Source organism: Empedobacter sp. UBA5036, assembly GCF_002415215.1.
Lineage (GTDB): Bacteria > Bacteroidota > Bacteroidia > Flavobacteriales > Weeksellaceae > Empedobacter > Empedobacter falsenii_B.
The window spans coordinates 1-23,790 of sequence record NZ_DICC01000075.1; the positions used below are offsets into that span (position 1 = coordinate 1).

General features: G+C 31.3%; 22 protein-coding genes. 14 read left to right on the top strand and 8 right to left on the bottom strand.

Annotation, left to right across the window (positions count from 1 at the left end):
* Positions 1-33 precede the first annotated feature (33 nt).
* The 3 genes from B4J88_RS14650 to B4J88_RS14660 are packed head-to-tail and all read right to left on the bottom strand — an operon-like array spanning position 34 to position 2,003.
* Positions 34-612 (bottom strand): TlpA family protein disulfide reductase, encoded by a 579-nt coding sequence (locus B4J88_RS14650; RefSeq protein WP_291067965.1) that lies wholly within the window; start codon positions 610-612, stop codon positions 34-36.
* Between the two features lie 2 nt (positions 613-614).
* Positions 615-1,589: a TQO small subunit DoxD gene (locus B4J88_RS14655; RefSeq protein ID WP_291067966.1), complete on the bottom strand. Its 975-nt coding sequence runs from the start codon at positions 1,587-1,589 to the stop codon at positions 615-617.
* A 51-nt stretch (positions 1,590-1,640) separates the two neighbouring features.
* Positions 1,641-2,003 carry a hypothetical protein gene (locus tag B4J88_RS14660; RefSeq protein ID WP_291067967.1) on the bottom strand — a complete coding sequence of 121 codons (363 nt, stop codon included), beginning with the start codon at positions 2,001-2,003 and terminating at the stop codon, positions 1,641-1,643.
* Between the two features lie 85 nt (positions 2,004-2,088).
* On the opposite strand from B4J88_RS14660, the gene B4J88_RS14665 reads away from it, so the two are divergent.
* From B4J88_RS14665 to B4J88_RS14705, 9 genes are all read left to right on the top strand, one after another.
* Positions 2,089-3,093, top strand: coding sequence for a FecCD family ABC transporter permease (locus B4J88_RS14665; RefSeq protein ID WP_291067968.1), 1,005 nt, complete (start codon positions 2,089-2,091; stop codon positions 3,091-3,093).
* Complete coding sequence (locus tag B4J88_RS14670; RefSeq protein ID WP_291067969.1) at positions 3,090-4,079, top strand: ABC transporter ATP-binding protein; 990 nt, start codon at positions 3,090-3,092, stop codon at positions 4,077-4,079. The genes B4J88_RS14665 and B4J88_RS14670 overlap by 4 nt, the downstream gene beginning before the upstream one ends.
* A complete protein-coding gene (locus tag B4J88_RS14675) occupies positions 4,048-4,737 on the top strand; it encodes an SDR family NAD(P)-dependent oxidoreductase (RefSeq protein WP_114999363.1) in 690 nt (229 codons plus the stop codon). The genes B4J88_RS14670 and B4J88_RS14675 overlap by 32 nt, the downstream gene beginning before the upstream one ends.
* Before the next feature lie 120 nt (positions 4,738-4,857).
* The gene (locus B4J88_RS14680) at positions 4,858-5,547 is read left to right on the top strand and encodes a response regulator transcription factor (RefSeq protein ID WP_114999365.1); all 690 of its coding nucleotides are present in this window, start codon (positions 4,858-4,860) and stop codon (positions 5,545-5,547) included.
* A complete protein-coding gene (locus tag B4J88_RS14685) occupies positions 5,531-6,898 on the top strand; it encodes a HAMP domain-containing sensor histidine kinase (protein WP_291067970.1) in 1,368 nt (455 codons plus the stop codon). Before B4J88_RS14680 ends, B4J88_RS14685 begins: the two co-directional genes overlap by 17 nt.
* 269 nt (positions 6,899-7,167) lie before the next feature.
* Positions 7,168-7,845: an MgtC/SapB family protein gene (locus B4J88_RS14690; protein WP_291067971.1), complete on the top strand. Its 678-nt coding sequence runs from the start codon at positions 7,168-7,170 to the stop codon at positions 7,843-7,845.
* Between the two features lie 40 nt (positions 7,846-7,885).
* Positions 7,886-9,016 carry an efflux RND transporter periplasmic adaptor subunit gene (locus B4J88_RS14695; protein ID WP_291067972.1) on the top strand — a complete coding sequence of 377 codons (1,131 nt, stop codon included), beginning with the start codon at positions 7,886-7,888 and terminating at the stop codon, positions 9,014-9,016.
* Between the two features lie 13 nt (positions 9,017-9,029).
* Positions 9,030-12,137, top strand: a complete 3,108-nt coding sequence (locus B4J88_RS14700) for an efflux RND transporter permease subunit (protein WP_291067973.1) — start codon at positions 9,030-9,032, stop codon at positions 12,135-12,137.
* A 1-nt stretch (position 12,138) separates the two neighbouring features.
* On the top strand, positions 12,139-13,413 hold the full coding sequence (locus tag B4J88_RS14705; protein ID WP_291067974.1) for a TolC family protein: 1,275 nt from the start codon (positions 12,139-12,141) through the stop codon (positions 13,411-13,413).
* Positions 13,414-13,591: 178 nt separating this feature from the next.
* Here the strand turns inward: B4J88_RS14705 and B4J88_RS14710 are convergent, their stop codons facing one another.
* The 5 genes from B4J88_RS14710 to aroB form a co-directional block, all read right to left on the bottom strand.
* Positions 13,592-14,203, bottom strand: a complete 612-nt coding sequence (locus tag B4J88_RS14710; protein ID WP_291067976.1) for a hypothetical protein — start codon at positions 14,201-14,203, stop codon at positions 13,592-13,594.
* Between the two features lie 95 nt (positions 14,204-14,298).
* Positions 14,299-15,633, bottom strand: a complete 1,335-nt coding sequence (locus B4J88_RS14715) for an MATE family efflux transporter (RefSeq protein WP_038336992.1) — start codon at positions 15,631-15,633, stop codon at positions 14,299-14,301.
* A 9-nt stretch (positions 15,634-15,642) separates the two neighbouring features.
* Positions 15,643-16,029, bottom strand: a complete 387-nt coding sequence (locus B4J88_RS14720) for a hypothetical protein (protein WP_038336995.1) — start codon at positions 16,027-16,029, stop codon at positions 15,643-15,645.
* A 46-nt stretch (positions 16,030-16,075) separates the two neighbouring features.
* Positions 16,076-16,612, bottom strand: a complete 537-nt coding sequence (msrB, locus tag B4J88_RS14725; protein WP_125350119.1) for a peptide-methionine (R)-S-oxide reductase MsrB — start codon at positions 16,610-16,612, stop codon at positions 16,076-16,078.
* Positions 16,600-17,652, bottom strand: coding sequence for a 3-dehydroquinate synthase (gene aroB / locus B4J88_RS14730; protein WP_114999381.1), 1,053 nt, complete (start codon positions 17,650-17,652; stop codon positions 16,600-16,602). Before aroB ends, msrB begins: the two co-directional genes overlap by 13 nt.
* Before the next feature lie 161 nt (positions 17,653-17,813).
* Between aroB and B4J88_RS14735 the strand changes: the two genes are divergently transcribed.
* The 5 genes from B4J88_RS14735 (at position 17,814) to B4J88_RS14755 (ending at position 23,759) form a co-directional block, all read left to right on the top strand.
* The gene (locus B4J88_RS14735) at positions 17,814-18,968 is read left to right on the top strand and encodes a GlmU family protein (protein ID WP_038336997.1); all 1,155 of its coding nucleotides are present in this window, start codon (positions 17,814-17,816) and stop codon (positions 18,966-18,968) included.
* A gap of 129 nt (positions 18,969-19,097) precedes the next feature.
* Positions 19,098-20,135 carry a PLP-dependent cysteine synthase family protein gene (locus B4J88_RS14740; RefSeq protein WP_219034446.1) on the top strand — a complete coding sequence of 346 codons (1,038 nt, stop codon included), beginning with the start codon at positions 19,098-19,100 and terminating at the stop codon, positions 20,133-20,135.
* A gap of 93 nt (positions 20,136-20,228) precedes the next feature.
* On the top strand, positions 20,229-21,488 hold the full coding sequence (locus B4J88_RS14745; RefSeq protein ID WP_221855281.1) for an aminotransferase class I/II-fold pyridoxal phosphate-dependent enzyme: 1,260 nt from the start codon (positions 20,229-20,231) through the stop codon (positions 21,486-21,488).
* A gap of 162 nt (positions 21,489-21,650) precedes the next feature.
* Complete coding sequence (serC, locus tag B4J88_RS14750; protein ID WP_038337000.1) at positions 21,651-22,721, top strand: 3-phosphoserine/phosphohydroxythreonine transaminase; 1,071 nt, start codon at positions 21,651-21,653, stop codon at positions 22,719-22,721.
* Positions 22,722-22,808: 87 nt separating this feature from the next.
* Positions 22,809-23,759 carry a D-2-hydroxyacid dehydrogenase gene (locus B4J88_RS14755; RefSeq protein WP_114999386.1) on the top strand — a complete coding sequence of 317 codons (951 nt, stop codon included), beginning with the start codon at positions 22,809-22,811 and terminating at the stop codon, positions 23,757-23,759.
* The last annotated feature ends 31 nt before the right edge of the window (positions 23,760-23,790 follow it).

Here is a 23,790-nt window from a genome sequence, read left to right on the forward strand (position 1 = left end):
CATTTTTTCAGGACGTTACAAATTCTTGAATGATTAATTCATCGCTTTCAGCTCATTTAAAAAATCGACGATATCCTGTCCAGAATAATCTGCCATACCCATTGTTGTATGTGCAATATTTCCTTTCTTGTCCAAAATAACTGTTGTTGGTAACGAACCATTAAAAAACTCAGTAGGAATAGATGAATTTGGATAAACTACAGGCAACGATAAATTTTTACGTTCCATAAATTTTGCTACTTTATCACGTTTTCCTTCTACTTCAACCGTCAAAATAACGATTTCGTTATCATCTTTTACTTTATCATAAAGTTTTTGAATTGATGGCATTTCCGCGATACAAGGCGGACACCAAGTTGCCCAAAAATTCATGAAAACAACTTTACCTTTCAAATCTTCCATATTAATTGCTTTTCCATCAGCATACACCATTTCGAACGTATAGTTTGCTTCAGATTTTGGTTGAGTTGTTGGTTCAACTTTTTCTAATTTCGGTTCAAATAAGCCTAATTTCATTAAACCTTGTTGCATCATTGCTTTTGCTTCTGGCACAAAAAGTAAGACCAAAGCCAGCGCTCCTATGATAATTGTTGAATAATTTCTTTTTAACATTGCTATAAATTTGTTATTGTTTGTTCCCATTGTAATCCGCTTATATCGGTTAAAACTACTTTGTGAATTTTGTCTGAAATATCAAAATTCAGATTTGCTTTCGCACCCAAAGGTAACACCAAACTGTGTTTGTGCGGTGTAACTTTTGCTACATAATAATTCGAAATTTGTTGTTTGTCCAAATTTGATAACTCTTTCTTATCCAAACTTTCAATTATTTCATTTTGATGATTATGAAAATCGATTTGAATCAAAAAAGAGCCATAAACATCCGCGCCTTCTATTCGCATTACATCAAATGAAACCTTGTTTTGATGTTGTTTTAAATTTGAGATTTCTACTTTTGGTTTGACAGATTTATTGTGCAAAGTTCCGTAAACTCCACCATGAAAAACCTGATTTGTAAACAAAGTAACGAATAAAATAAAAAAACTAAAACCTATAAAATAAGGTCTATATTTTTGGAATGAAATCGAATTCCAATTATTTTCTTGTTGAATAAATTGGTTTTTATTGAAGAAATAATCCAACGAAATTTTTCCTGAACCAGCCTGAAATAGCGTAAAACCTCCAGCTAATCCTAAAACGCCAATTTGCCATTCGTCCAAACAAGTTGTACCAATCCAGCCCGAACCAAGTAAAATTCCCATTGCCAAAAAGAAAACGGCAATACTCATGATTCGTGTTTTGTAACCAAGCATTAAGAGTAAGCCAACAACGCCTTCTACGATGGTAAAAATCCACATATTCCAAAGCAACGCTTCAGGATTTTCGACTAAATATTGAATAAGTGGTTTGATGAAAAGGGCATTTGGTAAAAAATGATTGAATTTTTCGCCAATATAACCCGCAGCTTCTGGATCGAGTTTATTTTCTAAAATTAAACGCCTCCAAAAGGCAGAAAAGTACGTCCAACCAATGACTAAACGTAACGCCAATACAGCATTACCCATTGATAAAACAGATTTATTTTGCATGAATTTTTATATAAGTGATTGAATATTGTTGTCTAAATTAATTGTGAAAAATTAAGATATCAACGAATATTTCAATTGCTTATACAACAGATAAAAAGGTATTTTTGGTGATTGAATTTCATTCGAATCAATATCTTCTTCAATTAATGAAGAACGTGCTAATACAATGAAATGAATCGGTGAATTTGGTAAATCAAAATTCGGAACATCAAGATTTTTTGTCGATTTTTTAATCGTTTCAAACTTAACAATCGTACACGAATTCGAATGATTTTGATTGATTTTGACTTGAGAAGTTTTTGTTTGATGAACATTTTCTACTTGCAAAATCGTATGAATAGAAGCTTTGATGCTACATGGCGTAAGTAGCACAAGAATCGAAGAGATAATTAAAATGAAACTTCTAAAATTCATGAAACGAAACTAATCATTAATTTTCAATAAAAACCAATTCACAATTAAACTTTAAGAAATTATTAGAATTTCTATCTTTGTCTTGATGAAAGAAAAACCACTATTTTTTGTTTTAATAATTCTGACACTTTTATTCTTTGTTTTGAGTTTAAGTGTTGGAAAAGTCTCGATTTCTTTCACCGAAATTTTTAATGTATTTTCTGGTCACTCAGACGAAATATTACACAATCTTGTGCTCAATTTTCGTTTACCAAAATCATTAACTGCTTTATTAGTCGGGATTTCATTGCCAATTTCAGGTTTTTTGATGCAAGAATTATTCAAAAATCCGTTGGCAGAACCTTCTGTTTTGGGAATAACTTCGATGGCAAGTTTAGGTGTTGCTATTGTTATTTTTCTTTTTTCGATGATTGGTTTAGAAGAATTTCTCAATAATCCTTGGATTACAATTATTGCCTCATTTTTAGGTGCAACTGTCGCCTTATTATTAGTGATTTCGTTATCATTTCGTGTCAAATCATCCGCATCTTTGGTGATTATCGGATTTATGATTGCAGGTTTAGCAGGTGCATTAATTGGTATGATGCAATATTTTGCTCCTTCCGATAAAATAAAAGCGTATTTAGTTTGGGGATTTGGTTCGTTGAGCGGTTTGTCGTGGGAACAATTAGGCGTTTTTGGTTTATTTGTTTTGTGTGGAATTATCGTTTCCTTATTTACTTTGCGAGGAATTACAGCTCTTTTATTGGGAGAAAAATATGCACAATCTTTAGGAATTAATATCAAAAAATTACGTTTTACGATTTTAGTTTCAACAGCTTTATTAACTGCTTCAGCTACGGCTTTTGCAGGTCCAATTAGCTTTATAGGATTGGCAGTTCCACATATTTGCAGAACATTGTTACGAACAGGCGATATGAAAATTTTATACCGATGGATTTTCGTTTCAGGAATATTTTTTATGTTATTATTTTCGATTTTGACCGAAGTTTTTCCGTTCGGAACGTTACCGATTAATATCATTACAGCGTTATTTGGAGCACCAATTGTCATTAGTATTTTGTTGAACAATAAAAACGAAGTGCGATGAAAAATACCATTTTGAAATTAGAAGATGTGTCAGTTGGATATGGTTCAAAAGAAATCGTTTCGGCTATAAATGCAACTATAAATTCGAATGAATTGGTTGCTGTTTTAGGTAAAAATGGTGCAGGAAAATCAACATTGATTAATTCGATTTTAGGTTTTCAGAAAACATTGAATGGAGAAATTTATTTAGAAAATAATTCGATCAAAAAATTATCTTCTCAAGAAATTGCGCAGCAAATTGCAGTTGTTTTACCACGTTTGTCGATTGTTCCAAAAATTAAAGTTTCGGAATTGGTTGCGATGGGACGTTTGCCTTATCACAAGGTTCTGAAAAAGATTTCTATTGAAGAACAAAACTTAATTGATGAGGTTTTGGAATTGGTTGGAATTTCGAATTTGGCAAATCAATTTGTGAATGAAATTAGCGAAGGTCAATTGCAATTGGTGATGATTGCGCGTGCGTTGTGTCAAGATGCGAAATTGGTGATTTTAGATGAACCAACTTCTAATTTAGATTTAGCGAATCAATATCGAATTTTCAATTTGTTGAATGAATTAAAATTGAAAACAGATAAATCGTTTTTGATGATCACACACGAAGCTGATTTTGCATTGGAAAAAGCGGATAAAATTTGGTGGATTGAAAATGGAAACCTTTTTGAAAATATTCCAGAACAAATGGCTTTTGAGCATCAAATTATTCAAAAATTATCCAATCAAAATTTAACGTATGATGAAAAAAATAATCGCTTTTTAACACAAAAATCATTTTCAAAAACGATTGGTGTAAAAGGAAATTCGGAATTAGCTTTTTGGGTGAAAAATGCCTTAATTCGAAATGGAATTTCTGTAGAAAATAATGCGGAAAATCATATTGAAATCACAGAAAATAACATCATCTTTGAAGGAATAAAGTTTGAAAAGATAGAAGAAATTGTAAATTTTGTACAACACTATGAAAAATATAATTGTAACGGGAGCGAGTAGAGGAATTGGTTTTGAATTGGCAAAACAACATTTGGAATTAGGAAATCGAGTGTTGACAGTCTCTCGAAATGTAGATAAATTGAAGGAATTAACAGCTTTTGCAAAAGAAAATCAATATCAGTTTATCGGTGTTGATTTGGCTAATTTTGATGAGATTTCAGATGTTTTGAAAGCTGTGGAATCTTGGAATAAAGTAGATGTTTTGTACAATAATGCGGGAGTTTGTATCAACAAACCATTTATAGAAATGCAACAAGAGGATTTGTTAACTTCTTGGCAGATTAATTTTATGGCACCTTATCGCTTGATACAAGTTTTGATGCCAAAATTTGATACATCTTCTCATGTAGTTAATATTTCGACAATGGGAGCTGTACAAGGTTCGGTGAAATTTCCTGGTTTGTCTGTTTATTCGTCTTCAAAATCTGCAACGGTTAATTTGACTGAATTGTTAGCAGAAGAATTAAATGAACTTGGTCCAAGAATAAACGCAGTAGCGTTAGGAGCGGTGCAAACAGAAATGTTAGAAGAAGCGTTTCCGGGATATATTGCGCCTTTACAACCAGATGAAATGGCCGAATATTTGGTCGATTTTGGATTAAACGGTTGGAAATATTTTAACGGAAAAATTCAACAAGCTTCTATTTCTACGCCATAAAAAAACGTAATAAGAATCTATATAGAAGATGTAATCTGCATAAAAAAATAAGTTTTTATGCAGATTTTTTTATTTGAAATTAATGGAATGTCCTTAAAACTAAAACCTTATTTTTGTAGTATGCATATTTTAGTAGTAGAAGATGATCAAAGAATGTCTGAATTAATTCGAAGAGGATTAATAGAAAATGGATTCGAAGTTACTGTAGTTTATGATGGTGAAATGGCACTTAAATTAGCTCTTCGCGAAGAGTATGATTTAATTGTATCTGACATAATTTTACCTAAATTAAGTGGATTAGATTTTTGTCAAGAAATCAAAAAACAGAAACCTTTTCTTCCTATTATTATGTTAACAGCTCTTGGAACAACAGATGATAAAGTAGAAGGATTTGATGCTGGTGCAGATGATTATATGGTGAAACCTTTTGAAATGCGAGAACTTGTTGCTAGAATAGGGGTTTTATCAAAAAGAAATTTTAATCATAATTCACAATCCTTTTTATTAAAATATGATACTTTAGAGATGAATCTTCATACTAAAATTATAAAAAGAGAAGAAAAAGAAATTGATTTAACTCCTAAAGAATTTCGATTGCTTCAATATATGTTAGAAAACAAAGAACGAGTTTTGTCTAGAAATGAAATTGCAGAAAATGTTTGGGACACACATTTTGATACAGGAACTAATTTTATTGATGTTTATATAAATTATTTAAGAAATAAAATAGATAAACATTTTTCTACAAAACTAATTCACACAAAAACAGGTCAGGGATTTATATTTAAAAAAGATGAAAATAAGAGTTAGACTGACTATTTTATTCACTTTGCTTACAGCTGCAATACTTTTCTTTTTTGCTTTTATTATTTATTATTCAGCTAAAAAAGATAGAGAAAAAGAGTTTTTTGAATTATTGAAAAAAGAAGCAATTACAAAATCAAATCTTTTTCTTAAAGCTAAAGTTCCTTCAGAAGTTTTACATAATATTTATCATAATAATAGACAAACAATCAATGAAGTAGAAGTTGCGGTTTATAATCAAAACAAAAAACTACTTTATCATGATGCAGTTGAAATAGATTTTGTAAAAGAAACTGACGAATTATTTGATGAAATACAACAAAAAGGATTTGTAATTTTTTATCAAGATAAATGGCAAGTGGTTGGAATGAATTATGTTGTAGATGGCAATCATTACATTGTAACAGCGGCCGCTTTAGACGAATATGGATACAGTAAAATGAATAATTTATTGAAAAATATCATACTGATTTATATTTTTTCTTTGTTATTAATTATTTTGTCTGCTTTCTTTTTTACTAATAAAGCAATCAATCCAGTTAAAGAAATAACAAATAAAGCTAAACAAATCTCTGCTTCGAATTTAGATTTGAGAATTGAATTGAAGTCAAAAGGAGATGAATTAGCAGAATTAACAACAACAATTAATCAAATGTTGCAACGATTAGAAAACTCTTTTGATGCACAAAAAAACTTTGTTTCTAATATTGCGCATGAACTTCGTACACCTTTGGCGGCAATTATAACAGAGTTAGAAATGGCTGTAGATAAAGAGCATACTAACGAAGAATATCAACAGTTAATCCAATTTGCATTGAATGATACGAAAAGAATTGTTCGTCTTTCAAATAGTTTGCTTGATATGGCAAAAGCAAGTTATGATCCTTCGGAAATAAATTTTAAAACGATTCGGATTGATGAAATACTTTTAGATTCTGTTGCACAAATTCAAAAAAATAATAAAGAGTATAAAGTAGATTTAAATTTTATTAGAATACCAGAAGAAGAAAACGAAGTTGCAGTTATAGGAAATGAGTATTTATTAAGGGTTGCTTTTACTAATTTAATAGAAAATGCTTGCAAATATTCAATTAATAATAGTTGTATTGTTCAAGTTGATTTTGATGATAAAGACGTGAAAATTAATTTTATTAATAAAGGAGATAAAATTGATCAAGAAGAATTAGCATTGATTTTTAAACCTTTTTTTAGAAGTGATAAACATAAAAATATTCAAGGACAAGGAATAGGATTACCTCTGACAAAGAAAATTGTCGATTTACATGATGCTCGTTTAGAATTATATTCCGAAGAAGGAAAAGAAACTATTTTTCAGATCGTATTGAAGAAGTCATAATAAAACTTAAATCATTAAAAAAATATAATGGAAGCCTGCTATTTAGCAGGCTTTTTTTGTTCTAATAAAATTCTAATATTCTTCTAAAGGGTTTCTAACAGCAGTAGCTTTTGATGTATTGTAGATTTGCACCAGAAAAAAATATAATGGAAACAGATTCCCAATTTGTCAAACAATAAACCTAAGATTCATTTATAACTGCTTTTGAGATAATTGAAATTTTGGTTTGTCTTAAAAAAGGAAATAAAATGAATTTAATGAATTTTACAATGCAGCTAGGATTAGCTTTTCTATTAGGAGCTGCAATAGGTTTAGAACGAGAATATCGCCAAAAAAGTGCTGGATTAAGAACAAATACTTTAGTATGTGTAGGTTCAGCAGCGTTTATATTAATGTCTTATTCTATCGGAGGTGATACAGTAGGACGAATAGCTTCATATGTTATCAGCGGAATAGGTTTTTTAGGCGCTGGAGTAATCATGAAAGATGGATTAAGTGTAAGAGGATTGAATACTGCCGCTACGATTTGGTGTTCAGCAGCAATTGGGTTATTTGTCGGTTCAGGACTTTCAATAGAAGCAGTTATACTTACTTCAATTATAATGTTAGCACATTTATTATTGAGACCAATTAGCAATCACATTTATCGTTACTCTTTCAAAAATAAAAACCACAAGGATACTGAATATTTATTGGTTATAAAATGTAGAAATGATGTAGAAAATCATTTGAGAGTATTACTAATGCGATCAATTGAGAGTAATGAAAATCTTATGATGAAATCTCTTTCAAGTGATGATGATTTAATAAATGATTCTGTAATGATTTCAGCAGAAATATCAGCTTTAAATCAACAAGATAGTCTTTTAGAAAAAATAGCAAGTCGATTAACAATTGAAAAAGATGTCCAGAAAATTCGTTGGGAAATTATAAGTAACGAAGTGTAAAAATAATAAACAGTAATAAGAATATACAGAAAAATATCTCATGAAAATAACAAAATTAACTCATTTTATACTGCTTTTAGTAGGAAGTGCAATGTTTTTGACGAATAGTTGTAAAAATGAAACAGAGCAAACTGATAATCCAGATTTTTATTGGGTAAATAATGAAATAGAATTATCGGAAAATTCTCCAATAGAATCTAAATTGAAATTAGAAACATCAAAACTTCAAACGATAGAATCGGAGTTAAGTTCGACAGGAGTTGTAAAAGCAATTCCTGAACGATTTGCTCAGGTAGCATCGCCTTTTGCAGGACGCATAGTAAAATCTTTCGTCACATTGGGACAGTATGTGAAAAAAGGCTCTCCCATTTTTGAAATAAAATCTTCAGAATATTTTTCAGCTCAGCAAGAATATTTTTCAGCTCAACAAGAGTTAAAACAAGCAGAAATGAATTTGAAACGTCAAAAAGATTTATACAATCATGCTGTAGGTGTAAAAAGAGAATTAGAGGAGGCTGAGACTGATTACAAATTAAAGAAAATAGCAACAGATCAAACTGCTGCATCATTAAAAGTTTTTAATTCATCTTCTAGAGTAGGAATGGGGCAATCTTTAATTGTTCGGTCTCCTATTTCTGGACGAGTTGTAAGCAGTGATTTAGTTGTTGGACAATTCATAAAAGAAGATCATGAAGCTTTAGTTACAGTAGCAGAATTATCAAAGGTATGGATTTCGGCACAAGTAAAAGAACATAATTTAGGTTTCTTAGAAGAGTTAAAACATATAACATTTACAGTTGATGCTTTTCCATCAAAAATATTCGAAGGAAAAGTAATTAATATAGGACAATTATTAAATGAAGAAACGAGGAGTGTTGATGTGCTTATAGAAACGGATAATAATCAATTTGTTTTAAAACCAGGAATGTATGTTAACGTAACATTGAATAGTCTAGATAAAGAAGAGATAATCCTTCCTGCTAAAGCTGTTTTTCAAGAAAAAGAAAATCAATATGTTTTTGTGAAAATAGGTGATAGAAAATATCGAAAAGCAAATGTAAAAGCAATTGGAACTTCAGAAAATAACGATTTTGTTCGTGTTACAGATGGTTTAAAAGTAGGAGAAAGAGTAGTGATTGAAGGAGGTATCTTTTTAATGGGAGCAAAATAAATAAGCTATTGAGATGAATAAACTAATAGAAATGGCGATTGCCAAAAAATGGTTAATGGTAGCTTTGTTTTCTTTGGCTGCATTCTTTGGATATTATTCTTGGAAACAATTATCTATCGAAGCTTATCCTGATATCGCAGATGTAACTTCACAAGTTGTAACTCAAGTTCCTGGGTTGGCTGCGGAAGAAGTAGAACAACAAATAACAATTCCAATAGAAAGAGAGCTAAATGGTTTACCAGGTATGCATGTTATGCGTAGCAAAAGTACATTTGGATTATCTATAATTACGATTGTATTTAAAGATGGAGTAGATGATTATTGGGCTCGTATGAGAATTCAAGAACGATTGAATGATATTGAGTTGCCGTATGGAGCTGAACCAGGATTAGATCCTTTAACATCTCCTATTGGAGAAGTATTTCGTTATATTATTGAAAGTGATACAAAGAGTTTAAGAGAATTAACAGATTTACAACGCTTTGTTATTGTACCAAGAATTAATCAAGTTTCAGGAGTTGCAGAAGTAACAAATTTTGGAGGAATTACAACGCAATATCAAATAGAAATAGATCCAAATAAATTAACTCAGTATGATGTTTCGTTAAATGATATTGTAGAAACAATAGAAAAAAATAACATTAATGCAGGAGGAAGTACATTACCTCAAGGAGATATAGGATATGTGATTAGAGGAATAGGTCTTGTAAAAGATTTAGAAGATTTTGGTAAGATTGTTATTAAATCAGAAAAAGGTGTACCTGTTTTATTATCAGATATAGGCGAATTAAAATATGGAAACTTAGAGCGAAAAGGAATTTTAGGTTATAGCGATAAAAGCCGAAATCATAGTGACGGAATTGAAGGGATAGTTCTATTGTTAAAAGGAGAAGATACTTCTGTAGTTTTAGAAGGTATTCATGAAGCTGTAGATGAATTGAATAATGATTTGTTGCCAAAAGATGTAAAAATACATGCATTTTTAGATCGTACAGATTTAGTCGATACAACACTTAATACTGTTTCGTACACATTAATGGAAGGTATTTGTTTAGTCGTTATTGTACTTATTGTATTTCTTGGAAGTTGGAGAGGAGCTCTTCTAGTAGCTATAACAATTCCTATTTCATTGCTTATAGCATTTATATTAATGCATTTTACATCCATTCCAGCTAATTTACTTTCGTTAGGAGCTATAGATTTCGGAATTATTGTAGATGGAGCTATTGTGATGATGGAAACCGTTTTGAAAAAAAGAGAGGAAAATCCTAAAGAAGAATTAAAGGAGAAAACTATTTCAACGGTTGCAAAGCAAGTAGCAAAACCAATATTTTTTGCAACACTAATTATTATAACAGCTTATTTACCATTGTTCGCTTTTGAAAGAGTAGAACGTAAACTTTTTACTCCGATGGCTTTTACTGTTGGTTATGCATTATTTGGAGCTTTATCAGTTGCACTTTTATTAATCCCAGGATTAGCATTTGTAATGTATAAAAAACCAAGAAAAATTTATCATAATAAATGGTTGGAAAAGCTGACGAAATCTTATTCAAAGGTTATCAAAAAAATAGTTGCTAAACCCAAAAAAGTTATTCTACCATTACTTCTAATTCTTGCTAGCGCGATAGTATTATCTATTTCTGTTGGAAAAGATTTTTTACCAACATTAGACGAAGGTTCTATTTGGTTACAAGTAGAATTACCTCCAGGATTATCGGTAGAGAAGTCAAAAGAAATGAGCGATGTATTGAGAGAACATACAATGAAATATGATGAAGTTACTTATGTAATGGTTCAAGCTGGTAGAAATGATGACGGAACAGATCCATGGACAGCATCTCATTTTGAAGTTTCAATAGGACTGAAACCATATAAAGAATGGCCTAGAGGAAAAACTAAGAATGATTTGATTCGAGAATTAGAATCAGAGTATGCTAGTATGCCAGGATATACAGTTGGTTTTTCTCAACCAATGATTGATGGGGTTATGGATAAAATTTCAGGAGCACATAGTGAGTTGGCTGTAAAAATATATGGGAAAGATTTTACTGAAACACGCAAAATAACTGAGAATATCATGAAAGAATTAAAAATGGTAAAAGGTGCTGCTGATGTATCAATAGATCAAGAACCGCCTTTACCTCAACTTCAAATTCATGCTAATCGAGATAAAATTGCACAATATGGATTGAATGTTTCTGATGTTTCAGAATTAATAGAAGTCGCAATTGGAGGAAAAGCTATTTCTCAAATATTTTCAGATGATAGAGTATATGATTTTACTTGTAGATATAAAGAAGATAGTAGAAATACACCAGAAAAAATACGACAATTAACTTTGACAAATGTAGATGGTATAAAAATACCATTAGCGCAAGTTGCCGATGTAAAGCTAAATACAGGAGAAAGTACAATTACGCGTGAAATGAATAAACGTCATTTGACAATAAAACTGAATTTGAGAGACCGTGATTTAAGTTCTTTCCTAAAAGAAGCTCAAAATAAAATAGAACAAAACATTGATTATGATCATAGTCAATATCATATTAAATGGAGTGGACAGTTTGAAAATCAAGACAGAGCTTATAAAAGACTTTCAGTTATTATTCCAATTGCAATATTAGTCATGTTTATACTTTTATATGCAGCATTCGGTAAATTGAGACAAGCTTTGCTTTTAATAGGAATTATTCCTTTGGCGATATTCGGTGGAATGTTAGCTTTAAATGTAAGAGGAATGACGTTGAATGTATCTTCAGCAGTTGGTTTTATTGCATTATTTGGAGTTGCAATTCAGAATGGAGTGATTATGATTTCTCAAATCAATTTACTGAAAAATAAAGGAATGGAACTTTCTCAAGCTGTTATAGAAGGAACAAAAAATCGTTTCAGACCTGTTTTGATGACAGCCACAGTTGCGATTCTAGGATTATTACCAGCTTCATTAGCAACAGGAATAGGATCAGATGTTCAACGTCCATTAGCAACGGTTATCGTATACGGATTATTATTTTCAACAATTATTACACTTTTTGCCCTTCCAGCTTTGTATTATATGATCGAAAAGAAATGGGGAAAAGATTCAGTAGAAAAATCAGTTAATCAAAAACAAGATTAAAATGAAAAAATATTGGTTATTAGTTGTGTGTAGTTTATTTATAGTAAATACTAAATTAATTGCTCAAACAACAAGTGAAAACGAGTTAGATTATAAAAAATTTATAGAAACAGTTCAGGAAAACAATATTTCTTATACAGCAGAACGCTTTAATGTAGATATTGCCGAAACAGAAATTTTAAGTGCAAAAGCATTTGCGGATCCCGAACTTCAATTTGAATATTTTGATAATGGAGAAGCCAAAAGAAAAATGGGACTTGGATATTCAGCGGAAGTTGGATGGGTTTTAGAATTAGGAGGAAAAAGAAAAGCTCGAATTAATTTAGCTAAAAGTGAATTTGAATTAACGAAATTAATTCTTTTAGATTATTTCAAAAATTTAAAAGCAGACGCAACATTAGGATTTCTTCAAACAATCTATCAGAAAGAAATGTTGAATGTAAAAGAGAATTCTTATAACATGATGAATCAGTTAGCAAATTCGGATGAAATAAGATTCAAATTAGGAGAGATTTCTGAAACTGATGCAAGACAAAGTCGATTAGAAACTCAGTCATTAAAAAATGAAATAATACAAGCAGAAACAGATTTTGCTACATCAAAAATTCGATTATCAACTTTTATGGGAATCGATCAATATGCAGATTTATTTTCTACAGTAGGAGATTTGAAAACGTTTCAACGTGATTTTAATTTAATCAATTTGACTGAAATGGCTTTAAGTAATCGAACTGATTTATTAGTTGCCTTGCAAAGTAAAGATGTTAGTCAAAGAATGATTGAGTTAGCCAAAGCAAATCGTGTAATAGATTTGGGACTGATTTTAGGATTAGAGCATTCAACAGCTGTTAGAAATTTGATAGCAGAAACTCCTCAGTTCACACAAATTAAAGGAGGAATAAGTATTCCATTGAAATTTTCTAATAAATATAATAATGAATTGAAGGTTGCTAAAATGCAATTTAAACAAGAGGAGCTAAATTATAAACAAACAGAATTAGAGATTAAATCTCAAGTAAAAGAAGCATATGAGTTGTATGAAGGTTATAAAAAACAGTTGAAACAATTTGATATAGAAATATTAAAAAATGCGAATTTAATATTAGAGGCTAAAAAATACAGTTACAAAAGAGGAAATTCGTCTTTGTTAGAGGTTCTAGATGCTCAACGTACTTATAATGAAACTCAAAATCAATATTTGGAAACTCTTTATAATTGTGCTTCGGGTCTTATTGATTTAGAAAGAGTAGTAGGAATTTGGGATATTGATTTTTAAATCTTGACTAATTCTAAAGATTTATGAATTATATTCGCGATGATTTTTCAATTAAATGTCTAGGACATATTTCAACGGAAAAATTCAAAAATCTTTTATTTCAACACTTTAGGAAAATAGAATTTAGATGAAATAAAAAAATCTAACTTTGTGAAGAGTTGGATTTTTTTAATGCTATTTATTTAAAATTAATTGTAACTAAAAAATAATGTGGAATTTTGAAATGTTCGCCCAATTTTTCTGGTGCAATATCTGATTGAGCAACTTCACAATATGAACCTGAACCATCTGGATGAATTGTTGGAGTGAGAATAGCAAATATTGCATTTTTCTTATTTGGATTGATTGTTATTTCTTTTTTATCTCCAAAAAAATCTTTTAAAGCATATTTATCTGAATCATTCATAAGAATGAAATAAGATTTTTTTGTTCCAAAAAGATCGCTTCTAATATATGTTTTAAGTTTTCCATCACTCATTTTGAAAAAGAATTTTAATGATAATGAATTTGAATTAATCTTGAAATAATCTGATTCTGAAGAGTCAAAAAGTAACTTTTTAGTAGTAAATTTTCCATTTTTATATTCTTCAAGATTAATTTGATAATTTTTTCCGTTTAGTAAATCTCCCTCAAAATTTAAAGTTTCGATATAAATATTTTCAAAATCAGTGATATCTTGAATTTCACCATTATCGCTTCCGTATTTATAAGTCATTTTTATTGTATTTTGACTGAATGCAAAATTTGAAATTAAGAATAAAGAGAAAGTAAATTTTAATAGTTGCTTCATTTTTATAGTTTTAATAATATACTATAAATGACGCAAAAAATAAATGAATGTTGCATTTATCTAAAAAAATAGATTGAAGTGCTTGAATAATAGATCTAATTCGATTCAAAAACTCGTTTTCTAAAAATATACATCAACGGAAAACTGCGTAAAAACATCCAAATTCCGAATGCAATCCAAATTCCATAAATATTTAAACCAAAGTAATCTGCAAGATAAATGGTTGGTAGAAACCCAAGAAATGTTGCGATAATTAAGTTGTTTCGCAAGAGTTTTGCATCGCCCATTCCCTTGAAAAATCCATCAAAAATATAAGCCAATGTGTTGATTGGTTGCATTAATAAAACCATCCAAAATACAGAATTGAAAATGATCAAAACATTTGGATCTTGATTGAAAATTTGCCCAATTTGATTATAAAAAATGAAACAAATCGCAATTAAAATACACGCAATTAAAACTGAATATTTGGAAATATCTTTGCTTAAAATCCAAAGTTTAGGATAGTTTCGTTCGCCTTGTAAACGACCTGCCATCGCGTTTCCAGCACCTGCATATCCGTCAATAAAGAATGAAAAGAACAACCAAATATTCATCAAAATACTTTGCGCGGCGATATAATTTTTTCCGTAATCGGTGGCGTAAGAATTCGCAAGAAAAAATGTAACATTCAACGAAGCTGTTCGTAAAATAAAATTGAAACTTAAGTTGATATATTTCTTAAAAAGTGGATGAATGGTTTTTCCTGGATTTAATCCAAATGAAGTTTTCGTGAAATAGTAGTAAAACGCCATAATTACCATAATCAATTGTGCAATCAAACTTGCATAAGCAGCGCCTTTAATATGATAAGCGGGAATTATCCCATTTACTCCAAAGATTAGAATATAGTCTAAAAAGACATGAACAAATGCAGCTGTTAAACTACATTTCATTGCCCAAACGGTGTTTTGCATTCCTCTAAATGCTCCAAAAAGAGTGAGCGAAATAAGTGTTAATGGAAAACCAAATGCTCTGATTTTGTAATAATCTACTGAAAATTGAAGAACCAAATCTTTTGCATTGTACAATTCGAATAGATTTTGTGCAAAAAAATACGTTGGAACAAAAATAAGTAAACTCAAAAATAGATTGAAATACAACGCTTGCGGAACTAAAGTTTTGAGACTTTCCAATTTATTTGCTCCAAAACTTTGCGAAACCAAAGACGAAATAGAGGTTTTGGTTTGGGCAACAATCCAGATAATTCCTGAAAGAAAAGAACCAACTAAACCAGTCGCAGCAAGTGCTTCAACCGAATATTCTTTTACATTACCCACCATCGCAATATCGGTTAAGGTAATAAGAGATTCGGCAATTCCCGAAAAAATAGCAGGAATCGCTAATTGATTAATTTGTTTGAACGTAATTCTATCCGAAACCAAATTCATTTCGAAAAATTATTTTTTTACGCGTTTGTACGGAGGTTTGTTTTTGATGATTTGACTCAACATAAATAAAGTAGTTCCGACCAATGTGAAATAACCTAAAAGTGGTAAGCCCGGAATGTGATAATCGTTGTATTTGAACATGAAAATACATGCTAAATACCCAGCGAAAATCAAATAATAAATTACTTTTTTGAATGATCCGTATGTAAATTTTCCACGAATATATTCAATCAAATTCAACAGAATTAATAAGAAATAAAAGCCGAAAAAGATATAACGCAATGGGTTAATTGGACGATCGGTAGTTCTTATATTCACCATTAAATTGTAATTGTAAACACCGTTATAAATTAATAACAATAAGATAAGAACGATAATAATACGAAGTATTTTCATAAAGTATTTTTGCATTAAAAAAAGCTGTCGAAACAGCTTTTTGATTTTATTTTACAGGTTTGAAATCTAATGAAAGCGAATTCACACAATAACGTAAACCAGTTTCTGTAGGTCCGTCATCAAAAACGTGTCCTAAGTGACTTCCGCAATTTCCGCAAAGAATTTCTGTTCTCTTCATTCCGTGCGAAGTGTCTACGCGTTCTACAATTTTACCTTCTTTTATTTCTTTGTCAAAACTTGGCCAACCACAATGTCCATCAAACTTAGAAGAAGAAGAAAACAATTCTTCTCCACACGCATTACATGTATAAATTCCGTTTTCGAAATGCATGTTGAATTTTCCTGTAAAAGGACGTTCTGTTCCAGCTTCTCTTAAAACATAATATTCTTCAGAAGAAAGTTCTTTTTTCCATTCTTCGTTTGACTTATTGATATTGAATTGAGGTTTTTCGTTCATCGTAACAGTGTTTGAAGGTTGTTCTACTTTAGCATCTTCTTTCTTGTGTTGAGATGTACAAGCAGCCATAAGGCTCATTATTAATCCAACAACAAAAAAAGAAGTATATTTTTTTAGGCAATCCATTGATTATATTTTTCAAAAGCTTGTCTGATTTCTTCTTCAGTACAAACTACATCATAACGACAATTTCCAATCTTGTTGATCAAACTAAAGTTGATTGAATTGTTTTGATTTTTTTTGTCGTGTTTCATCCATTCCATTAAGTTCGGAAAAATTTTCATATCAATTGTATTTAATGCATACATTGACGAAAAACTTTCGCAAACCTCTTCCACATCAGCTTTAGAAATTAATTCTTGATCATAACTAAGGAATGTCTCAATAATCATTCCGATTACAATTGCTTCTCCATGTAAAAGCGGAAAATCAGTTTCTAAGGATTCACTTTCGATGGCATGACCTATTGTATGACCAAAATTTAAAATTTTGCGTTCACCTTTTTCATATGGATCATTGTCAACCACATTTTCTTTGATATGAATAGAATCCATGATAAAAGGAGCTAAAGATTCGGCATCGTGCGAAGGTAATTGCACCAAATTATCCCAATGATCACGATTTTTGATTAAACCATGTTTCAACATTTCGGCTAAGCCAGATTTTACTTGACGTTGCTCTAATGTCAACAAAAATTTAGGATCAACTAACACCATTTCCGGCTGTGTAAATGTCCCAATCATGTTTTTCATTCCTTCCAAATCAATTCCATTTTTTCCACCAGCAGAAGCATCAACTTGCGATAATAACGTAGTTGGAATGTTGATGAATTTGATTCCACGCTTGAAAGTAGAAGCCATAAAACCTCCCATATCCGTTAAAACTCCACCACCAACATTAATAACTAATGAATGACGATCTGCACCCAACTCGCTTAATGCTAACCAAAGATTAGTTACAGTATCGATGTTTTTATTTTCTTCTCCAGAGTCAATTTCAAGGATTTCGTAAGCAGAAATATTGTCCAAATCGGCTAATAATAGCGGTAAACAATGCACATGAGTGTTCTCATCTACCAAAAAGAAGATAGAAGAAAAAGTGTTATTTGCAAGGTAATCGTCTAATATATATGCGATTGAACCAAAATGAATCGGAGCTGATTTCAAAATGAAAAATGTTTTTAAAATGTGCCTAAAATTACGACGACCTTTTTACATCAACCAAATATTTTGAATGATTTATTTTAGGAGGGCTGTCGATAGAATCTATATTGATATTATCGACTTATAAAATAATTATTTTTAAATTTGCACAAATTCATAGATCAATGAACATAGTTCTTTTTGATGGCGAAGAATGGGAAGATTTTTTGCCCCTAACATTTACAAGACCTGTAGCTGCCCTAAGAATGGGGATATTGAGTTTTGCAGAACGTTGGGAAAAAATACTAAATACAGAGGTTTCTTATCAAACGAAACCTTATTTGCAAGAAAAATTTCCTGCTAAACTTCAAACAGAAAATACATTTATCAACCCAACTTTTTTTCCGAATGAAAAATTAATTGAAGCGATAAAGAATTTAAAACCAAACCAAACCCTAATTTTTGACAATCAACTTGTAGCAGTTAAATCAACTGAAGAAACTCCAAAAATCACATCAGATATTATTCAATTTGAAGATGAAGTAATTCATCTACAACATTCTTGGGATCTGTTTACTTACAATTTCCAGGCAATTGAATTTGATTTTGATTTGGTGACAAAAGGAAGAACTTCTCAATCAATATCTACAACCAACCAAGTTTTAGCTCCTGAAAAAATATTTATTGAAGAAGGTGCGAAAGTTGAATTTTCTATTTTGAATGCATCAGAAGGTCCAATTTATATTGGAAAAGATGCCGAAATTATGGAAGGTTCTATGATTCGTGGCGGATTAGCTTTATGCGAGCATGCAAAAATAAATATGGGTGCAAAAATATATGCTGGTTGTACGATTGGTCCTTTTTGTAAAGTTGGTGGTGAATTAAATAATTCAATCCTAATAGCATATTCAAATAAAGGACATGATGGGTTTTTAGGGAATTCTGTAATTGGAGAATGGTGCAATTTAGGCGCGGATACAAATAACTCAAACTTGAAAAATAATTATGCAGAAGTAAAGTTATGGAGTTATAACCAAAAAAGATTTGTAAAAACAGGTTTGCAATTTTGTGGTTTAATAATGGGCGATTATGCTAAATCTGCAATCAATACACAATTTAATACTGGTACAGTTGTTGGAGTTTGTGCGAACGTTTTTCAATCAGGTTTTCCACCAAATATGATTAAACATTATAGTTGGGGTGGACAATCAGACGCTCCTGTTTTTAATTTTGATAAAGCTTGTGAAGCTGCAGAAAAAATGATGGAAAGAAGAAAAATTGCTTTTACACTTGCTGATAAAAGAATTTTAGAACATATTTTTAATTTAAATAATAACTAATTTAATAACGAGTAAATCATAAGAATTTAAGTTTAAAATTGTAATATGATTAATTTTACGTGTTAATCTTTTAACAATTAATTAAAAAATCCTTAATTTTGCTTTTTGTTAGAAAAGAATATTTGTGAAATGACTGGTAAATATAAAAACGTTTTAGAGTTAATTGGAGATACTCCATTAGTTCAATTAAACAGAATTAACCAAGACATTCCAGGCGAAGTTTATGCAAAGTTAGAATGTTACAATCCTGGACATTCAACAAAAGACAGAATAGCTTTACATATTATAGAAGAGGCTGAAAAAAATGGTCTATTAAAACCTGGTGCTACGATTGTAGAAACAACTTCAGGTAACACTGGATTTGCTGTAGCTATGGTGGCTATCGTAAAAGGGTACAAATGTATCTTAGCGGTATCGGATAAAACAAAGGCAGAAAAGATTTCATTCTTGAAAGCGATGGGAGCAAAAGTATTTTTGTGTCCTGCGAATGTACCTGCTGATGATCCAAGATCATATTACGAAGTAGCAAAACGTATTGCTGCGGAAACGCCAAATTCTCTTTATATTAATCAATATTTTAATCAAGGGAATACAGAAGCTCACTATTTAACAACAGGTCCTGAAATCTGGAATAAAACAGAGGGTAAAATTACTCACCTAATCGGTTGTACAGGTACAGGAGGAACTTTGACAGGTAGTGCACGTTATATAAAAGAGCAAAACCCAGATGTGAAAATCATCGGAGTTGATGCTTATGGATCAATTTTGAAAGGTTATCACGAAACTGGAAAAATTGATCAGAATGATATCTATCCTTACAGAATCGAAGGAATGGGAAAAAATTTAGTTCCTGGAGCTTTAGATTTTGAAATGGTTGATTCTTTTATCAAAGTGACAGACGAAGAAGCTGCTTATCGTACAAGAGAAATTGCTTTGAAAGAAGGAATTATGGCAGGATATACTTCTGGTGCTGCAACACAAGCATATAAACAATTGGCTGAAGCTGGAGAATTTGACGAAAATTCTTTAGTTGTAATTTTGTATCCAGACCACGGATCTCGCTATATGACAAAAGTTTTTAGTGATGATTGGATGGCAGAGCAAGGCTTTACAAATAGTAGACTCAATGGCTTAGAAGCTCGAGCAACAGTCGAAAGAATCAAATAATACGTATATTTGTAAAAATTAAATATTTAAAGTAGGTAGTGTTCATTCACTTTCTACTTTTTTTCAATTAATAAAAAATTAAACTATAATAAAATGGACATTTTTGAACGTTTAAAACAGAACCCTGGACCATTAGGTCAATTCGCTGATTATGGTGAAGGTTATTATGTTTTTCCACAGTTAAAAGGAGAAATTGGACCCGTAATGGAATTCCAAGGTAAAAAAGTAATTACTTGGTCAATCAATAACTACTTAGGTTTAGCTAATCACCCAGAAGTTCGTAAAGCAGATGCTGATGCTGCGGCACAATATGGTATGGCTTATCCAATGGGAGCTCGTGCAATGTCTGGTCAAACAGATTATCACGCTCAATTAGAGCAAGAATTGGCTGATTTCGTTCAAAAAGAATCTGCTTATTTAATGAATTTCGGGTACCAAGGTATGGTATCTACAATTGATGCTTTAGTATCTAAAAATGATGTAATCGTTTATGATGCTGAATGTCATGCTTGTATTGTTGATGGAGTTCGTTTACACTTTGGTAAACGTTTTATTTACCAACACAACAACATCGAAAGTTTTGAAAAAACAATTGCTCGTGCTCGTAAATTAGCTGATAAACAAGGAGGCGGAATTCTAGTGATTACAGAAGGTGTTTTTGGAATGACTGGTAAGCAAGGTATTTTGAAAGAGATTGCTGCTTACAAAGATGAATACAAATTCCGTTTATTAGTAGACGATGCACACGGTTTTGGTACATTAGGTAAAACTGGAGCTGGAGCCGGAGAGGAGCAAGGTTGTCAAGATAAGATTGATATCTATTTCTCAACTTTTGCAAAATCTATGGCAGGTTTCGGAGCATTTATTGCAGGTAACAAAGATATTATTCGTATTTTAAAATATAACTTACGTTCTCAAATTTTTGCTAAATCATTGACAATGCCAATGGTAATCGGAGGTTTAAAACGTCTTGAGTTATTACGTTCTCAACCAGAGCTTAAAGATAAGTTATGGCACAATGTAGAAAAAATTCAGAAAGGATTAGAAGAAAGAGGATTTGATATTGGAGGTTCTAACACATGTGTTACGCCAATCGTATTGAATGGTTCTCCTATCGAAGCGACTGTATTGGCAAAAGAAATGCGCGAAGAATATGGTATTTTCGTTTCTGTAGTAGTTTATCCAGTTATTCCAAAAGGAATGATTATTTTCCGTATTATTCCAACTGCTGCTCACGAAGACGAACACATCGAATATACGTTAAACTCATTTGCTGAGATTAAAGATAAATTAGCTGACGGATATTACAAACGCAAAGCAGAAGAATTGAATGTTGATTTTGTTCAATACTAAAATAAATATTCAATCAAATAATAGAAAAACCCTAAACTGAATTAGTTTAGGGTTTTTTGTTTGTATTCTGTTCAAAAGTTAAGTAATTATTCACTTTTTTCCATATTTGATTTACTATATTTGTTTACAAATTAGACACACAAACACACAACAATTTTAATTATGAAAATTCACAATTTTAGTGCAGGACCATGCATTTTACCACAAGTTGTTTTCGACAAAATGGCTCAAGCTTGTTTAGATTTCAACAATTCAGGAACATCAATCTTAGAAATTTCTCACCGTCGCAAAGATGCGGTAGAAGTAATTGATACAGCAAGAGCGTTGGTAAAAGAATTGATGAATGTTCCAGAAACACATGACGTAGTTTTTATGCAAGGTGGAGCTTCATTGCAATTTCCTACTGTAGCTTACAATTTATTGAAAGAAGGCGGAAAAGCAGCTTATACACAAACAGGAAAATGGGCAGAAAATGCTATCAAAGAAGCGAAGCGTTTCGGAGAAATCGAAGTTATTGCTTCTTCAAAAGATCAAAATTATAGTTATATTCCAAAAGGATATACTGTTCCTTCAGATGTTGATTATTTCCACTGCACATCAAATAATACCATTTTTGGAACACAAATGAAAGAGTTTCCAAATTCTCCAGTTCCAATAGTTTGTGATATGTCTTCGGATATTTTATCTCGCACAATTGATGTTTCTAAATTTGGTGTAATCTATGCTGGAGCCCAAAAAAATATGGGACCTGCAGGTTCTGCTGTTGCAATCGTTCAAAAAGATTTATTAGGTAAAACGGGACGTAATATTCCCGATTATTTAAACTACGAAACACATATCAAAAAAGAATCATCGTTTAATACGTGGCCAGTAATTGCAATTTACGGTGTCATGTTAAATTTACAATGGTTAAAAGAGCAAGGTGGAGTAGAAGCGATTGCAAAAATTAATACTGCAAAAGCAGATGCAATGTATGCTGAAATTGATCGTAACGGATTATTTACAGGAACTGCTGCAACAGAAGATCGTTCTCAAATGAATGCCACTTTTGTCTTAAATAACGAAGATTTCAAAGCTGATTTTGATGCAATGTTAAAAGAAGCTGGAGTTGTTTCTTTGGCTGGTCACCGTGATGTTGGTGGATACCGTGCGTCTATGTACAATGCTTTACCATTAGAATCTGTTCAAGTTTTGGTAGAAGTAATGAAACAATTTGAACAAAAATTTGGTTAATCAGCAGACATTAGATGCTAGATATTAGTATTGAGAAATATATTATCTAACATCTAAAATCTCACATCTTAATTCTATAATAATAACATGAAAATATTAGCAAACGATGGAATTTCTAAGGCAGGAATAGAAGCTTTAGAAGCAAAAGGTTTCGAAGTAATAACTGCTCACGTAGCACAAGAACAATTAGAAAATTATATCAACGAAAATGGAGTTGAAGTACTTTTAGTGCGTTCTGCGACTAAAGTTCGTCAACCTTTGATTGATGCGACAAATCTTAAAATTATCGGTCGTGGAGGAGTTGGTATGGACAATATCGATGTTGCTTATGCACGCGAAAAAGGAATTCAGGTGATTAATACGCCAGCATCTTCTTCTCAATCTGTAGCAGAATTTGTAATTGCGCATTTGTTTTCTATCGTTCGTAATTTACACCAAGCCAATCGTAATATGCCTTTAGAAGGAGATTCTAACTTCAATGGATTGAAAAAAGCTTACGCAAAAGCAATCGAATTGAGAGGAAAAACAATGGGTGTAATCGGTTTTGGCCGTATCGGTGTAGAAGTGATTCGTGAAGCGATTGGTTTAGGAATGAATATTTTAGTGTATGATAAATTCCCAGCAACACGTGACATTGAATTAGAATTTTTTGATGGTCAAAAATTAACGTTTACCATCACTTCTGTTGATTTTGATGAAGTCATTACAAAAGCAGATTTCATTTCGCTGCATGTTCCAGCACAAGATGGATATATTTTGGGTGAAAAAGAATTTGCAAAAATGAAAGATGGCGTGATTGTAATTAATACGGCTCGTGGTGGAGTAGTTGACGAGCGTGCTTTGGTTGATGCAATTGAAGACGGAAAAGTTGCTGGAGCAGCCTTAGATGTTTTTGAGAATGAGCCAACACCAGAAATGGGCTTGTTGATGAACGAATCTTTGTCATTATCTCCTCATATTGCAGGTTCTACGAATGAAGCGCAGGACAGAATTGGAACTGAATTAGCTTCGCAAATCGTTGAGATTTACGGAAAATAATTTTGAGTTTCATTCTATCTAAAACTATTCA

Excerpts from the sequence above, each read along its gene's own strand:
- B4J88_RS14650 (WP_291067965.1), bottom strand. The coding sequence starts at position 612 with ATGTTAAAAAGAAATTATTCAACAATTATCATAGGAGCGCTGGCTTTG.
- B4J88_RS14655 (WP_291067966.1), bottom strand. The coding sequence starts at position 1,589 with ATGCAAAATAAATCTGTTTTATCAATGGGTAATGCTGTATTGGCGTTA.
- B4J88_RS14660 (WP_291067967.1), bottom strand. The coding sequence starts at position 2,003 with ATGAATTTTAGAAGTTTCATTTTAATTATCTCTTCGATTCTTGTGCTA.
- B4J88_RS14665 (WP_291067968.1), top strand. The coding sequence starts at position 2,089 with ATGAAAGAAAAACCACTATTTTTTGTTTTAATAATTCTGACACTTTTA.
- B4J88_RS14670 (WP_291067969.1), top strand. The coding sequence starts at position 3,090 with ATGAAAAATACCATTTTGAAATTAGAAGATGTGTCAGTTGGATATGGT.
- B4J88_RS14675 (WP_114999363.1), top strand. The coding sequence starts at position 4,048 with ATGAAAAATATAATTGTAACGGGAGCGAGTAGAGGAATTGGTTTTGAA.
- B4J88_RS14680 (WP_114999365.1), top strand. The coding sequence starts at position 4,858 with ATGCATATTTTAGTAGTAGAAGATGATCAAAGAATGTCTGAATTAATT.
- B4J88_RS14685 (WP_291067970.1), top strand. The coding sequence starts at position 5,531 with ATGAAAATAAGAGTTAGACTGACTATTTTATTCACTTTGCTTACAGCT.
- B4J88_RS14690 (WP_291067971.1), top strand. The coding sequence starts at position 7,168 with ATGCAGCTAGGATTAGCTTTTCTATTAGGAGCTGCAATAGGTTTAGAA.
- B4J88_RS14695 (WP_291067972.1), top strand. The coding sequence starts at position 7,886 with ATGAAAATAACAAAATTAACTCATTTTATACTGCTTTTAGTAGGAAGT.
- B4J88_RS14700 (WP_291067973.1), top strand. The coding sequence starts at position 9,030 with ATGAATAAACTAATAGAAATGGCGATTGCCAAAAAATGGTTAATGGTA.
- B4J88_RS14705 (WP_291067974.1), top strand. The coding sequence starts at position 12,139 with ATGAAAAAATATTGGTTATTAGTTGTGTGTAGTTTATTTATAGTAAAT.
- B4J88_RS14710 (WP_291067976.1), bottom strand. The coding sequence starts at position 14,203 with ATGAAGCAACTATTAAAATTTACTTTCTCTTTATTCTTAATTTCAAAT.
- B4J88_RS14715 (WP_038336992.1), bottom strand. The coding sequence starts at position 15,633 with ATGAATTTGGTTTCGGATAGAATTACGTTCAAACAAATTAATCAATTA.
- B4J88_RS14720 (WP_038336995.1), bottom strand. The coding sequence starts at position 16,029 with ATGAAAATACTTCGTATTATTATCGTTCTTATCTTATTGTTATTAATT.
- msrB (WP_125350119.1), bottom strand. The coding sequence starts at position 16,612 with ATGGATTGCCTAAAAAAATATACTTCTTTTTTTGTTGTTGGATTAATA.
- B4J88_RS14735 (WP_038336997.1), top strand. The coding sequence starts at position 17,814 with ATGAACATAGTTCTTTTTGATGGCGAAGAATGGGAAGATTTTTTGCCC.
- B4J88_RS14740 (WP_219034446.1), top strand. The coding sequence starts at position 19,098 with ATGACTGGTAAATATAAAAACGTTTTAGAGTTAATTGGAGATACTCCA.
- B4J88_RS14745 (WP_221855281.1), top strand. The coding sequence starts at position 20,229 with ATGGACATTTTTGAACGTTTAAAACAGAACCCTGGACCATTAGGTCAA.
- serC (WP_038337000.1), top strand. The coding sequence starts at position 21,651 with ATGAAAATTCACAATTTTAGTGCAGGACCATGCATTTTACCACAAGTT.
- B4J88_RS14755 (WP_114999386.1), top strand. The coding sequence starts at position 22,809 with ATGAAAATATTAGCAAACGATGGAATTTCTAAGGCAGGAATAGAAGCT.